8 protein-coding genes and 1 pseudogene are annotated in these 16,089 nt (G+C 35.5%); 6 read left to right on the top strand and 3 right to left on the bottom strand.

What is annotated here, in order from left to right; translation table 11 throughout:
• Positions 1-52: 52 nt before the first annotated feature.
• The 3 genes from ADIWIN_RS09240 to ADIWIN_RS09230 are packed head-to-tail and all read right to left on the bottom strand — an operon-like array spanning position 53 to position 4,701.
• On the bottom strand, positions 53-1,933 hold the full coding sequence (locus ADIWIN_RS09240; protein WP_020897762.1) for a sulfatase: 1,881 nt from the start codon (positions 1,931-1,933) through the stop codon (positions 53-55).
• Between the two features lie 30 nt (positions 1,934-1,963).
• Complete coding sequence (locus tag ADIWIN_RS09235) at positions 1,964-3,148, bottom strand: putative glycoside hydrolase (protein ID WP_020897761.1); 1,185 nt, start codon at positions 3,146-3,148, stop codon at positions 1,964-1,966.
• Positions 3,149-3,177: 29 nt separating this feature from the next.
• The gene (locus ADIWIN_RS09230; RefSeq protein WP_020897760.1) at positions 3,178-4,701 is read right to left on the bottom strand and encodes an alpha-L-fucosidase; all 1,524 of its coding nucleotides are present in this window, start codon (positions 4,699-4,701) and stop codon (positions 3,178-3,180) included.
• Positions 4,702-4,917: 216 nt separating this feature from the next.
• Here ADIWIN_RS09230 and ADIWIN_RS09225 point away from each other — a divergent pair, with 216 nt between their 5' ends.
• The 6 genes and pseudogenes from ADIWIN_RS09225 to ADIWIN_RS09200 all read left to right on the top strand — a co-directional run bounded on the left by ADIWIN_RS09225 (position 4,918) and on the right by ADIWIN_RS09200 (position 15,989).
• Entirely contained in the window at positions 4,918-8,040 is a 3,123-nt protein-coding gene (locus ADIWIN_RS09225) for a TonB-dependent receptor (RefSeq protein ID WP_020897759.1), read from the top strand.
• 135 nt (positions 8,041-8,175) lie between these two features.
• The gene (locus tag ADIWIN_RS09220) at positions 8,176-9,966 is read left to right on the top strand and encodes an alpha-L-fucosidase (protein ID WP_040756823.1); all 1,791 of its coding nucleotides are present in this window, start codon (positions 8,176-8,178) and stop codon (positions 9,964-9,966) included.
• A gap of 13 nt (positions 9,967-9,979) precedes the next feature.
• The gene (locus tag ADIWIN_RS09215) at positions 9,980-11,134 is read left to right on the top strand and encodes a putative glycoside hydrolase (RefSeq protein ID WP_020897757.1); all 1,155 of its coding nucleotides are present in this window, start codon (positions 9,980-9,982) and stop codon (positions 11,132-11,134) included.
• A 4-nt stretch (positions 11,135-11,138) separates the two neighbouring features.
• Entirely contained in the window at positions 11,139-12,680 is a 1,542-nt protein-coding gene (locus ADIWIN_RS09210; protein WP_040756835.1) for a sulfatase family protein, read from the top strand.
• A gap of 7 nt (positions 12,681-12,687) precedes the next feature.
• A pseudogene (locus ADIWIN_RS22165) lies at positions 12,688-14,093 on the top strand (sulfatase family protein).
• Positions 14,094-14,150: 57 nt separating this feature from the next.
• Entirely contained in the window at positions 14,151-15,989 is a 1,839-nt protein-coding gene (locus ADIWIN_RS09200; RefSeq protein WP_020897753.1) for an arylsulfatase, read from the top strand.
• Positions 15,990-16,089 lie beyond the last annotated feature (100 nt).

The raw sequence follows: 16,089 nt of genomic DNA, 5'->3' as shown, positions 1-16,089 counted from the left end.
AATGTCATACTGTAATTTAAATCTATACAATATCACATTCAACGCTTCTTATTTAGTTGATTTTATGAAAGTCACTTTTTACCATAAAACGATTTTCATCGATTAAGATAACACCGTATTCTATGATGTCTTCAGGAATAGTAAACGTGTACTCTAAATTATTTTTGCTAGATTCTAATGGTATTTTTATTAAGGTTGAATCGTGTTTTCCTAACTTTCCATTTTTACCGTTCTTCTTTTTTAAATTCGCGTTTACAATTCTTACAAGTGCATAAGCTTCTACAATCTTTGATTTTCCTTTTTCTATGGAGATAGTTACGCTTTGAGATTTAGCATCAAACGCATCATTCGTAATAACAGGAATAGATGCTACATCCTCACCTTTAAATTTTGAAGGATCTTTATAAGGCATTTGTGCATTATAATCTTCTAAATATGTTTCTAATCTTGCAGATAAGTCCTTAACGATTTCTGGATTTTGTGCTGCAATATTATGCTTTTCTTCTAAATCTTCGCGTTTTCCATTTTTATACAAACGGTATAATTCATAAGTATCAGGAATTAAATTTTTGTATAATTTGTACTCGCCATGTCTAAGTGCAGATTGCATCTGAGAATCTGTATTGTGAGGAAAATGCCACCATAAATCTTCTCTTTCATGTCCTGACGCATCTTTAACGGTCTTATCATTATTCAATAACACCCCAGAAATATCTAAACCATCTAAATCTGAACCATACTCTTCAGGTACAGTACTGTTTGTAAGGTTTAATAGTGTTGGAAAAAAGTCTAATTGATTAATCAATACATCTTGAGTTTTGTCTTTAGGAATATGAGGGCCACTTATCACCATAGGCACTCTAATACCACCTTCTTGTGCATATTTTTTACCTTGGTCTAAAGGGTAATTATCTGTAACGATATCTCCATTGGCTTTTTCTACACCTCCGTTGTCCGAAGAAAAAATAATATAAGTGGTTTCAATTAGCTTTTTACCTGGGTTTCTTGGATCGTCTGTTGTCTTTAATAAATCTACCACACGTCCTAAACTCCAATCTAAAGTCGTTACCATAGCGCCGTAAAATGGGTTGGTTTGTCCACCTGTTTTAATTGGAATATCCTTGGTTGGCATTTCTACCCCTAATTTATCACTGTAGTATTGTAATAACTCCTTATTCTTAGTATGAATAGGTGCATGAACCAACCAATGTGCTAAGTATAAAAAGAACGGCTCGTCTTTACTAGATTTAATAAACTCAAGTGCTTTTTCAGTAACCATATCTTTAGGATACGAAATGCCGTTTGGAGATGATTTTGTAAACGGAGGATATTTTTCATCACTTAAACGGTAAGCATCTCCTTTATCATGGGTTGCAAAATTGTTGATACGGTTTTTTTCTCGTTTAGGTCCTTGGTGTGCACCTCTAGATTCGTAAGCAAAATCGAAACCTTGATTCGTTGATTTTTGAATGTCAAGAGCTCCTACATGCCATTTCCCTACATGTCCGGTTGTATAGCCATTCATTTTTAATGCTTCTGCAATGGTGAAGTTTTCAGGCATTAATCCTATAGGGTAATACGGCGTCACATAATTAGAACGTTTAGTGGTTTTAGGTAAAGTGCCTCCACTTACATGTGTTACACCTGTTTTAGTTGGGTGCAAACCAGAAAGCAGTGCAGCTCTTGATGGAGCGCAAGTTGGAGCAGGCGAGTAGCCATTGGTGAAATTGATTCCTTCTTTTGCAAGTGCAATTATATTTGGTGTTTCCCAAGGTGTTGGCTCATCTAAATCATTGAGTTCTGTGTCTTGCCAACCTAAATCATCAACATAAAAGATAACAATATTAGGTTTTACTAAATCTTTCTTTTCTTGACTAATTACATAGTTAGAAAAGCACAATAAAATTGTAAGTGATGTTAAAAGTGATTTCATTTTTTTATATATAAATATTTAAGGGTTCGTTTATTTCCAATCTAATTGGGCTGTTTTGTTTTGTATATCTAAAGTAACGTCTAAATGTTCAAAAGATCTTGTGTAAATGTAGCCTTCACGTTTCGCATAGCCTTTTGGTGCGCCTAGTTTTTTCTCATACTGCGGAAAGGTTTTAAGCCAAACGGCAGAACTCCCAACACCATAGCCATCATGAGGATAGACGTAGCTGTATTTTTCGGCACAAACCAGAAAAATAGCCAATAGATAATCTAAGCGTTTTGTAAAATCTTCATTTATGTTTACTTTTTTCCTAGCATCATCAATACCAGCTACTGCATTTTTTAATCCTTTACCAATGCCGAGAGACATAGCAATCACATTGCCTTCTCTAGCCGATTTTTGAACGGCCTCGATCCCTTTTGCAAGGTAATCTTCATAATTCATGCCAGAATTTCCACGCTCAAAACCTTCTAAGTACGATCCATCAAAGAATTTTAAGTATGCTCTGCCTGAATCTTCAAATTCAGAACGCACGCGAATGATATTGGCAATAAGTAAATTATCTTTTCCTATTTGAGTATCTAAATCTGCCATCATAGACAAATAGCCTGTTTTAATAGCCTCTCGTTTTTCTTCACCAACACGACTATTAAAAAAGACAGGTACTAAAACTTTAATGTTAGCATCTAAAAACACACCATCAATAAATGGACTTTCGGTAACCTTTTTTACATGGTTTAACCAATACTCACGAACATAGTCTTTTGAAATATCGAAGAATCCTGTTTTACCATTAGGCATTAAGGCTTTTTCGCCTTTGGCGTTAACTAATAAGGCCTCGCGATGTTTGTATAAGAAATCTTCATCTTCTTTATAACCTTTCCAATTGATGACCACATTTTTGTAGTATAATACTGTGGCATTAGGATTTATTTTTTTTACAGCTTTAGCCGCTTTAATAGTGCCTTTTTCTGTGGATCCTGATGATTTACTTCCTGTTGTTTTTTCAAACGTTATTAAAGGAAATTTTGAAAGATAGGTAATCTCTTTTTTTGTGAAAGCCGTGGATTTACGCATATGCATATATAATGGCATTTTATCCCAAGAAAACTCAGGTAGTTTTTGTTTTACCACGGGCACCTCTTGTTTTTGCGCGGAACACGCACTTAAAGAAATGGCGAATAAAACCAATAAAAATGTCGTTTTAAAATGCATTATGACCTTTAGTTAATTTATTTAAGTTGTTATTCTGTGATTATTTTAAAACAAATAGCCGATTGGTTTGGGGTGTTTTTAAAATCATATGTGATAGCTAAACCCTCTTTATTTCGGTTCCAATTTATTTTTTCATCACTACCTAATAGCTGTATGTCTTTTATGTTTTTTTGTAAAAGTCCTTTTGTCTTTAGAACTTCAATTAAAATATCTTCTGTTGGTGATGCTAAAACAAAAGCGTAAATATTTCCATCCTTTGTTGTAAAACGAATGTCTTTTTCAGAGAACTTCTTCAAGTTCTCACCAGCGCGTTTGGTAACGATTTCTAAAGGTCCTTCACCAAAGGTTTTCCATGGTCTGGTGTTGTAAATACCTTCATGATTAATCTTTACAAAGTCTCCAAAATTAGTCAGCATTTGCTTTTGGTTTTTAGGAATTGTACCATCTCCTTTTAAAGCAATGTTAATCATCACCACACCATTTTTACTAATGGCATCTATAGCATTTCCTATTAAAACATCTAAAGACATTTTAGTGAACGCATCTTTTCTGTAAAACCAACTTCCTGATAAATCGGTGGCCCAAATCCATGGATGTTCTTGTTGTTCCCCAAACATCCCACGTTCTAAATTATAGGTAAATGCCGCTTTATTTTCTTTGGCGTTTTTAAAGGATAACACGGTAGTTTGTTTGCCGTTGTTCTCTTTTAAATCTCTATTTAAATAATCAGAAAATAGTTTCACGCCTAAACCTTTTCCTGTTTTTATAGACGGATAAGGCGAATCGTTATTAAACATGTCTGGATCGTATTTTTCAATTAAATCCCAAGAGCGTTTGTACCAATGCTTATTCCAGCTATCTTGACTGGCAAATTCTTTAGTGTCATAATCCATATTAAAAAACTCCCATCCTGGAGTGCCTTCTTTTTGAAATTTCCGAGCCGTTCTAAAAAAGCGAGGAGACCAATATAAGTGTGTTGATACTCCAAATTTTAAATCGTGTTTGTAGGCTGCATCTTTCCATTCTCTCAGGATATCTTTCTTTGGTCCCATTTTAACTGAATTCCAAGGAAAGAAGGAGTCGTACATATCAAAATTATCATGATGTGTCGCCACTGGCATAATAAAACGCGCTCCATTATCTTTAACAAACGCTACAATGGCATCAGCATTAAAGTTTTCCGCTTTAAAATCTGCTATAAATTTTTCGTAACCAAATTCTGAAGGGGGACCATAGCGTTCCGTATGCCATTTTGTTAATCTTACCGTTCTGAGTCTGTCAGGTTCATTTCGTGCATCATAATCTTCATCACCGTACATGCGTCTTCCGTAGTGAGACCCATCGTCTGCTCTGTTTTCGTCTATTGAAGATGGGATACCCCAATGCATCCAAACCCCTATTTTACCATCTTGGAACCATTCTGGTACCTGATAGTGCTCAGCCATAGATTCCCAATTAGCATCAATTGTATTTTGAGTCGGTTTTGTTTGACCGAAAACAAAACAAGTGCTTAATGTTAAAAAAAGAATGGTTGTAAGGTTTTTTATAGACATCTGAATCCATTTATCGTATATATACAAAGTAACCATTTACTAATTTAGTAACGCTTCTCTATTCCGTCATTTTTTTGCTGTAAAAATTCAAACGCACTGATACTACCTAGTACTTAGCGGGTTTGGTTGAAATGAGAAAATTTTAAAACGAACAGAGCAAGTTGATTTATCTTATTTGATACATATTTGTAGTCATACGAACTAACTCATCAAGTCATGAAAAAAATTAATTCTAAAAGTTTACTGTTCTTAATGCTGCTGCAATGCTTTTTAGGTTTTGCGCAAGAGCAAGTCATAACAGGTAAAATCACTGATGTCAATAATATGCCTCTTCCAGGTGCAAGTATTATAGAAAAAGGCACAAAGAATGGTGCAATGTCTACAATGGATGGAGACTATACTATAGAATTAAAGAATCCTGATGCGATCCTCGTATTTCATTATATAGGGTTTAAGACTGTTGAATATTCTACGGCTGGTAAGACGGTAATCAATGTTAAGATGGAAACGGATTCTCAAGCTTTAGACGAAGTTACGCTAACTGTAGGTATCAGAAGCTCTCAATTAAATGCCGTTAGGGAGAAGCGAGAAGCCACTAGTGTTATCGAAGCTATTACACCAGAGGATATTGGAAGTTTTTCTGATGGTAACGTAACTGATGCTTTACAAAGAGTTGCAGGTGTGCAAATTGAGCGGAATGATGATGGTGTTTCTGGAGATAGAGTATCTATTAGAGGTATAGGGCCTCAGTTTGTGAAAATTACGATGAATGGTCGAGCTCCAATTTCTGCTGGAAATGAAGGGAAATCGGATTTTAGAAAATTTAACTTAAATGTTATTCCTACAGAAATTATTAATGGAGCTAGAATCCATAAAACAACACAGGCTAAAGAAATTGCTACAGATATTGGTGGGACAGTAGATTTTCAAACCTTAAGACCTTTAGATGCCAGGTATAAAAGAGGGAAGAATTATTTTGCTAGTGTTAATTTAAGAGGAGATAGTGATTCAGAGTTCGAAGATATCGATTTTGATACCAGAATATCTGGTGTGTTTGGAGGTAAAATAAATGATAAATTAGGAGCCGCTGTTTCAATAGTTCACACTGATGATAATAGATACCGCGATGAATCGGGAATGCGAGGTTACAGAAATGTAGATTTTTATGAAGATACTAATAGTAATGGTGTTTTTGAAGATGGAGAGAATGTTTATGAAGGTATCTTAGTACCAGCAACTATTAATAATGCCGTACGAAAAGACAACAGAAAACAATTGGCTTTATCAGCGGCAATTCAATACAAGCCAACAGATAAACTAGAGTTTTTGTTAGATTATACCTTAACTAAATTAGAAGCTTTTTCAGACAGACAACAATTTCAAACATCATTGTCTACAGGTGGTGATAATGGTTTGCTGGGTGTTAATAATTTCTTTACGCCAGAAAGTCTGGTTTTTAATGGGAATAATTTAGCCTACATCGATGCAGCTGGTGCAGATGTGTCTCGAGTGAATATTCAAAATAAAAATCAGTTCTATACAAATAATACCACTAATAACATACTAGGTTTGAACACCTTATACAAGGAGTCAGATAAGTTGACTTTTAGTTTTGATTTATCGTATTCGGATTTGGATTTTTTCCAAGATTTAACGCAAATAACTGCAAGATTGGATGGAAGAGATTATGACAATAGTGCTATTAGTTTAGATTTGAGAGGTGAACTTCCTCAGTTTGGACTTCCAACTGAAATTTTAGATCCTACAGCATTTGGTCTTAGATCTGTATCCAAGCGACATATTAGAACTAATGGCTACAATTATGCTTCAAGGTTAGATGTAGAGTATGAGCTAAATAAAAAGGTGAAATTCTCATTGGGTGCAAGATCAGCAATTACAGATTTCGAAGCTAGAGAAGCGCAAGCAAATGCTGACGATATCTATGGTGATTATACAGATGAGCAATTACAGCAATTTGTAGATCTTATTTCTTATGATAACTATTATATTCCAGGTGATTTTTTAGGCGGTGGAACAGGTTTAGATCAATGGATTAATATCCCCGGAAATGCCGTGTTAGATTTAACACCAGGATTTAATAGTTTAAATGGTGGAAGTATTTTTGATTTTGATAAACCCATAGATCAATTGGTTTCTCAGGAAGGTGATTTACAATTTAATCCTGCAAAATCTTATGGGGCTATAGAAAAAACTTTTTCTACCTATGCACAAGTTGATGCCAGAACAACAGTATTTAATATACCAGTAGTTTTAAACTTTGGGGTAAGAGCCATTAATACCATAAATGAATCAAGGGGGTTTACCGGAGTAGAAATAGTTGATCCTATAGCAGAGACTAGTGGTGTAGTAAGTGATGCTATATATCATGAGGTAGAAAATTCTAGATGGGATGTGTTACCTAGTTTTAATGCCAATTTTAAAATAAAAAGAAATTTTAACTTGAGGTTTAGCGCTGCAAAAGGAGCATCTAGACCAAAATATAGAGATATGATGCCGAGTAATGAGGTGGAGTATTTAGATCCTACTTCAGAAATATTCAACCCGAGTTCACCAGACTATGAGCCAAACTTAGGAACAAGTTTATATAGAGGGACTATTAAATCTGGTAATCCAAAGTTAGAGCCTTACAGTGCATGGATGTATGATACAACATTTGAGTTGTATAGCAGAAATGGTGGTGCAATTATCGGTAGTATCTTTTATAAAGACATTAAAAATTATATCGGACGTCAAACATTAAATGATCAAGCGTATCCAGGTATAGAAGCGCTGGGTGTAGCAATACCTGCAGGTCAAGAAGATTTATTGTTCGATATTTCTACTCCTATAAACATTACAAATGCACAACTTTATGGATTTGAAATAGGCTTTAATCATCACTTTACGTTTTTACCTGGTTTTGCGAGTGGATTTGGTTTACGAGCTAACTATTCTTTTGTTGAAAGTAATTTTGATGGTGCTGTTGGAGATGCTACTAATGGTTTTCCAGGGACTTCAAAACACAACTTCAATACAGTGATGTACTATGAAAAGTACGGGTTCTCTTTTAGATTTACTGCAGCCTACAGAAGTAATTACTTAAGTAATTTAGGTGGTATTGGCTCTACACGTGCAGATGAAGCACATTATACAGAAGGAACGACACTTTTAGGAATCAACTTAAAATATAAGATTACAAGAAAGATACAAGCAAGTGCAGGTGTAAGTAATCTTACAGGAGAAGATACACGTCGTTATATTGGAGATGATACTCAAAATTTAACATCTTATTACGGTAGAACTCCAACTTGGAAAGTAGGATTGAGATACAGATTATAATCTAAAAATAAATATGTTTTTGGGAGCGTCGCTAATTGATGAAAACTAGTGATGACTCAAGAATGTTATATACAGTAAAGTAGGTAGATTTCTATCTGCAAATCAAAAAAATAATAAATTAATAATAGTACGCATATGTTTAAGAATAGATGTTTAATGTTTTCCGTTTTAGTAATGCTTATTAGCGTTATGAATAGCCATTCTCAAGATAAAAATAAAAAAGGAATGGAAGAAATGTGGGGTGAAACTAACGTTACTGGTGATGCTTTAAAAAGTGGAAAAGCAAAGTTGTTTGATGAAGGCAACTACGGGATGTTTATTCATTGGGGATTATTTTCAAATCTAGGTGGTGTATGGGAAGATAAAACGTATTATGGTATTGGAGAATGGTTAATGAGCAAGCGTGTGGCCGATATTGCACCAGAAAAATATATGGAAACGGCTAAAACCTTTAATCCAACAGAATTTGATGCTAAGCAAATTGCACAATTAGCAAAAGATGCAGGTATGAAGTACATCATCATTACCAGTAAACATCATGAAGGTTTTGCTATGTTCGATTCTGAAGCTAGTGATTTCAATATTGTTGATGCCACTCCATTTGGTAGAGATCCCATGCACGAGTTATCTGCTGCGTGTAAAGAATTAGGACTTGGATTCGGATTTTATTATTCTCACAATCAAGATTGGACGGCTCCAGGCGGAACTAGAGGTCCTGAAGTTGATGAGAATGGTAATAAAATGGACTTTAAAGATTATTTCTATAATAAATGTAAACCTCAGGTTAGAGAAATATGCACCAACTATGGTGACATCGATTTTGTTTGGTTTGATACTCCAGGTGATATGCCAGAAGAATATGTGGTAGAATTAGCGGATATGGTTAGAGAATTACAACCAAATGCTATGATGTGTAGTCGCGTAGGATATGGTATGGGTGACTATGCTAGTATTGGAGATATGGAAGTGCCAACCCGAAATGTAGAAGGGCTTTGGGAAACTTGTGATACTAACAACGATTCTTGGTCTTATGCATGGTATGATAATAACTTTAAAAGTCCTAAAAAGATTTTAGGTCGTGTTATTGAAACTGTAGCTAGAGGCGGTACGTATTTATTTAATGTAGGTCCGGATAGTAACGGAGCTATTCCAAGTATTGGTATAGAATTTTTACAAGAGTCTGGTCGTTGGATTCAGAAATACCCACAAGTTGTTTACGCCGCAGGTAGTTCACCTTGGGGCTATGCCTTACCTTGGGGAGATGTTACTACCAATGATAAATCGCTTTATTTATCCGTAAGCGAATGGCCAACTAATGGTAAATTATACTTACCTGGATTAAAATCTAAAGTGAAAAAAATATCCGTTTTAGATGGAGACAAAAAGAGTTCACTTAAATATTCTAAAGAGAACGATTGGTTAGTTGTCGACGTGCCATATAAAGCACCTGAAGAATTGATTTCTGTAATTGAAGTAGAACTTGAAGATGCAGAAGCTGTAGTAGAATCACACTTAGGTATCTATCCAAATGTACCTACAAGATTATTAACCGAATTTGGAGAAGTTGAAGGTGCAGAACAAAAAAACGTACGCTGGATGGAGAAATTTGGTGAATGGAAACATGCCAACCAAGTGAGCAATTGGGAAGAAGATGGTACGGTTTGCTGGGAAGTAAACGTTCAAGAACCGGGTTATTATTATCTAGATTTAGAATATAAAGGTGAAGGGCGCTTAGTTTGGAAAACCACAACAGATGAAGGCATTAAAGTTCAAAATCAACAAGCTGCAACCGATAAGTACGCGTATCGCAGAATGGGAATTTTAGAATTTAAAACGGCAGGTAATCATATTATTAAGACGTCATTAGTTGAAGGTGATGTTCAAACATCGAGTTTAAAATCGATTAAGATTTTACCAATAAAATAAAATTGTAAGCATAATGAAGTTAGCGTTTTTACATAAAAGTTTGTTTTTAATTGGTTTGATGATGTCTCAAGTTGCCTTGGCGCAAAATGATAAGCACTATCCAGAATTTAGTTGGGATAAAGTTCCTGTGGCTTTTCATTTTGGAAAAAAAGGGGATTTGTTAACTAAGTCTGAAGCTAAATTTATAGCGGAGCATTCTAACTTTACAGTATTAGAAAAGGCGCATGGTTTTCCGAAATATAAACATTCAGAAGAATCTATTGCTGCTGATGCAAAAGTGCTAAAAGATTTAAATCCAGATATGAAAGTGGTATTCTATTGGAATGCGTTTTTAGATTATAGTATGTATAAAGCGCATGAAGACTATCAAACAAAATCAGAGTGGTGGCTAAAAACAAAAACAGGCGAATTAGATTTAAAAGATGGTAAATTAAAGCGCTATGATTTATCTAATCTAGAGCTTAGAGATTGGTGGTCTGATATTGCCAAAGACAATTTGGATAATGAAAACGTGGATGGTGTTTTCTTTGATGCCTTAGTTCAGGTTACTAATCCAGGTAATAAAAAGTTATGGGGAGCTGAAAAGTATGATGCCATTCAGCAAGGCTTAAAAGATCTAATTAAAGAAACGAGAGCTAAAATTGGTGATGACAAATTAATCGTTTATAATGGTATTCGTTCTACACCAGTTAGAAATAGCGAAAATGACTTTCCAGATTTTACGGATGCCATAATGATTGAACATTTCGGGTATTTTAATAGCAAAACGAAAGAAAGTATGCTTAAGGATATTCAAGAAATGGAAAAAGCAGGTAAAAGCGGTAAAATAGTGGTGTTTAAAACATGGCCAGAGAATGCTTGGGTAAACAAAAAGTTTATGGCTAAATCTGAAAAGGAAAAAGAGAAAATTTCTAAAGAGCATTTAACATTTGCCTTAGCCTCTTTTTTAGCTGGAGCACAAAAACATTCTTATATTAGTTATAATTGGGGATATCGCCTAAGTATGGGATCACTTCTATGGTATCCTGAATTTGATAAACCCTTAGGCAAACCTCTAAACGAGATGCAAGTTAACGGTTGGATTTTAACCCGAAATTATGAACATGCCAGTATTTGGGTCGATTTAGAAAATAAGAAAGCTACCATTGACTGGAAAAAACAAAGCTAAAACAATGAAGATAAGCGCCTACTTTTATATTTTAATGTTGGTGTGCTTAACAGCTTGTCAACAACAAACAAAACCTACAGCACAGGTTCCCAAACCCAACATCATCATATTTTATGCTGATGATATGGGTTATGGAGATTTAGCGATTCAAAATCCACAATCTAAAATCCCAACACCTAATTTAGATCAACTAGCTAGAGAAGGTCTGCTAATGACAGATGCTCACAGTTCTTCTGGTGTTTGTACACCAAGTCGGTATGCCTTATTATCGGGCCGCTACCATTGGAGAGACTTCAACGATATCGTACATGCCATGGGAGAATCTGTTTTTAAAGAAAATCAGGTGACATTACCTCGTATTCTTAACACTAACGGTTACCATACAGCAGCTATTGGTAAATGGCATTTAGGTTGGAACTGGGAAGCGATTAGAAAAAAAGAGGTTACTCAAAAAGTAAAAGCTAAGCACGGAAAAAAGGAAATCGAAATTTGGCCAGCACAAGCTTATGATTGGGATAAATCTATTCCTAATGGCCCGTTGTCTATTGGTTTTGATACTTATTTTGGTGATGGTACTATTAATTTCCCTCCATATACTTGGATTGAAAATGATAAGGCTACAGAAGCACCAACACTAACGTTACAACATCCTAAAGAAGATTTTGCATTAGAAGGCAATTGGGAATTACGACCAGGACCAGCAGTAAAAGACTGGGATTTTTACAAGATTTTACCAACGGTGACGCGCAAGGCTGTGACTTTTATAAAAAATCAAGAACAAGCCAAAGAACCTTTCTTTTTATATATGGCGTTTCCTTCGCCGCACGCACCAATAATTCCAAATGAAGAATTTAGAGGGAAAAGTAAAGCAGGTCCTTATGGCGATTTTGTGTTTCAGACTGACGATGCGGTCGGACAAATTTTAGACGCTTTAAAAGCCATTAATGCAGATGAAAATACGATTGTAATTTTTACTTCAGATAATGGATCGGAGCACTATGCTTATAACCGTATTAAAAATTATGATCACGATAGTTCTCATCCATTTAGAGGTGTAAAAAGAGATGTTTATGAAGGCGGACATCATGTGCCTTTTATCGTAAAATGGCCAAACCATATTAAACCAGGAGCAAAGAGCAATCAATTGTTCAGTCAAATAGACCTTTTAAATACGTTAGCGTCTATTACAAATAGTGAATTACCAAAAGGATTACAGCATGACAGCTTTAATTTTTCTAACGTATGGCTAACTAATACAGATGACCCTGTGAGAGAAACTATTGTTCACAATACCTGGGCTTCAAAATACGCGATTAGAAAAGGCGATTGGTTATACATTAATAATAAAGATGGTTACCACACCAGAATTCCAAAATGGTTTGAAGAAGGACAACGTTTTAAAACAGCAAAGGATACCGTGCAGCTCTTCAACCTTAAAGACGATATTGGGCAAAACACGAATTTAGCGAGTCAATTCCCTGAAAAAGTCAAGGAGTTAGCTGCAGCATTAGGTAACGAACAGGAAAAAGAAATGTTTGAAAATTAATACGGAAATGAGAATGCGTTATTTAAAACATATCACACTTTTATGGGGTGCTATTGCAATGAGTTCTTGTAATGAGACTAAGACGAAAACCGTAGCTGATAATGGAGCTGTAGCTGAAACAGAAGATTCAAGACCAAACATCATTTTCGTTTTTGCAGATGATTGGGGTTATGGTGACTTAGGCGTGTATGGAAATACAGAAGTTGTGACGCCCAATCTAGATAAAATGGCAGCTGAAGGCACACGATTTACACAATTCCATGTGACGAGTGGAGTTTGTTCTCCGAGTCGATCTTCGGTTTTAACAGGTCATTTTCCAGCAAGACATGGCGTTCATGCGCATTTCGCAGGAAACGAAGTAAATGCCAAACGCAATATGCCTAATTATTTGAATGATTCCTTACCGGTATACCTGCCTCAAACCCTACAAAAAGCAGGCTATAAAACGGCTCATTTTGGTAAATGGCATTTAGGCGGTGGAGGCAGACCGCATGGAGATCCTTCGGCACCAGAACCTAAAGTGTATGGTTATGATGAGACAAGAGTTTGGAACGGCAATGGACCAACCTGGAAAGGAGATCAGAAATGGGAAACCACACGATTTATGGATACGGATACCTTATGGGTACAAAGTTCGAGTCGAATTGCTGTAGATGAAACGATTGATTTTATAAAAAAAATAAAGGTAAACAACCGATGTTTGTTAACCTTTGGTTAAAAGATCCGCACACACCCTTATGGCCTTCAGAGGAACAACGCAAAGATTTTAAAGGCTTGTCACCAAGTAAAGAAACCTATTATGCGGTTTTAAAAGATGCCGATTTTCATGTTGGACGCTTATTAGAGTCCATATCAGAAATGGGATTAGATGACAACACCTTAATTATTTTTTCTAGTGATAATGGTCCTGCAGGATGGGGACCTTCAAAAGAAGCGGGTTCTACAGCAGGTTTAAGAGGTCGAAAAGTAGATATTCTTCAAGGTGGGGTCGTAGTGCCTTTTATTGTAAAATGGAAAAATCATGTTGAAGAGAATAAGGTAGATTCGACAAGTGTATTATCTACAGTAGATTTATTGCCAACCTTTGCAAACTTAGCAGAAACAGAATTACCAAAAAACTATAGTATTGATGGAGAGAATATAACTTCGATATTAGAGAACAAAAGTTTTGAACGCACCAAACCTTTATTCTGGGAATGGCGTTTTCCAAAAGTAAAAACAGATCATTGGGCAGAAGGTGCGGTTAGAAATGGCGATTGGAAACTCTTGTTTAATGAAGACATTAGTAAAGTAGAACTCTACAATATTTCTTTAGATCCGTTTGAGAAAAATAATGTATCAGAAAATAACAAGCAACTAGTAAGTGAGCTAAAAAGTCTTTGGAGCGACTGGAAAAAAGAATTGCCTGAATAATTTACACCGGTTTAAAATAATTAATAACACCCTATACTTTCAAAAAACAGTATTGAAATGAATAAAAAAGTAATTGTATTAATGGTACTTATGGGACTTACGTTTTCATGTACATCCCAATCAGGAAAAACAGCAACCACTACAAAAGCAAAACAACCTAATGTCATTGTTATTATTACCGACGACCAAGGTTATGGAGATTTAGGTGCTCACGGTAATACCTTAGTTAAAACGCCTGCTTTGGACAAGTTTCATGACGAATCGGTGCGGTTAACAGATTTTCATGTGGGGCCAACCTGTGCACCTTCAAGATCGGGTTTAATGACCGGACGCTATGCGAATAGAGTAGGAGTTTGGCATACGATTGGTGGTGTTTCTATTTTAAGAGCAGATGAAGTTACTATGGCAGATGTGTTTCAAGAAAATGGTTACGAAACAGCGATGTTTGGTAAATGGCATTTAGGAGATACCTATCCTTCTAGACCACAAGATAAAGGTTTTAAATACACCATTACGCATGGTGGAGGTGGAGTTGGTCAGACACCAGATTATTGGGATAATGATTATTTTGATGATACCTATTTTAAAAATGGAGTACCAACAAAATTTGAAGGTTATTGTACCGATGTTTGGTTTGATGAGGCGATAAAATATATTGAAGACAAGAAAGATGAACCGTTCTTCGCTTATATTTCTGCGAATGCGCCACACCTTCCATTTAATGTGCCAGAAGCTTATTATAATAAATACAAAGACTTAGATATTCCAGAATTTCAAAAGATATTTTACGGAATGATTACCAATGTCGATGACAACTTTGCGAAGCTTCAAAGGAAATTGGAAGACTTAAATATAGCCGATAATACCATCGTTATTTTTATGACAGATAACGGAACGGCTTCAGGTTATAAAACCGTAGGAGGTCAATTATACGGTTTTAATGCAGGAATGAAAGGCACAAAAAACAGTGAATATGAAGGGGGACACCGTGTCCCATTTTTCATTTCGTATCCAGCAAAGAATATTAGTGGGGGTAAGGATGTTACGGATTTAACAGCGCATTTAGATATTTTACCAACTTTAGCAACGTTGTGTAATTTAGAATTACCTGAAGGACAAAAGGAAATGGACGGTTCAGATATTTCTTCATTAATTTTAGGTACCGAAACTACGATTGGTAGGGATTATTTAATTACAGATTCGCAACGTGTACAAAGTCCTATAAAATGGCGAAAAAGTGCCGTGATGTCAGACAAAATGCGATTGGTTAACGGTAAAGAATTATATGATATTTCTAAAGATCCTAGTCAAGACAATGACTTAGCAGCACAGTTTCCTGAAAAAGTAGCACAAATGCGAGACTATTATAACGAATGGTGGAGTTCTGTGTCTACAGAATTTAATCAGTTTCCGATTATTGTTTTAGGATCAGATCAGCAAAACCCAATTGAATTAACTTGTCATGATACACATGTGCACGATTCTAAAATTCCATGGAATCAGAATTATATTAGAGAAGCACAAAAGAATCCTGTTGGAGGTGAATTTACCGTAGCGTTTGAACAGTCTGGAACGTATACTATTGAATTAAGCAGATGGCCTTTTGAATCTAATTTAGCTATAAATGCAGCTGTTGCCGGAAAAGAAGGCACCATTTCTACAGAAGCTATTGCTGAAGGTAGAACAATGAATTTTAAATCTGGTGGAGTGAAAATTGGAGCTTGGGAACAAACTAAGGCTGTAGAAAAAGAGGCTGAAGTGATAAGCTTTATAGGTAATTTTACAGAAGGAGAAACCGATTTGAGTGCTTGGTTTACAACAGACAAAGGTGAAGACTGGGGCGCATTTTATATTAAAGTAACTAGAGTATCAAAAGAATTCTCTATGATAGACTAATCTTTCAATAAATTGCGCTTCACAGAATAAGCGTTGTAAATCATTTTATGAAATAAAAAAAGGGAAAGTTAGCTTTCCCTTTTTTTAGTGCTATATGTGA

The sequence above is a fragment of the Winogradskyella psychrotolerans RS-3 genome (assembly GCF_000427335.1).
In the GTDB taxonomy this organism is placed as follows: Bacteria; Bacteroidota; Bacteroidia; order Flavobacteriales; family Flavobacteriaceae; genus Winogradskyella; species Winogradskyella psychrotolerans.
The sequence above is the reverse complement of the archived record's forward strand: the minus strand, read 5'-3'. Positions and strand labels throughout refer to the sequence as shown.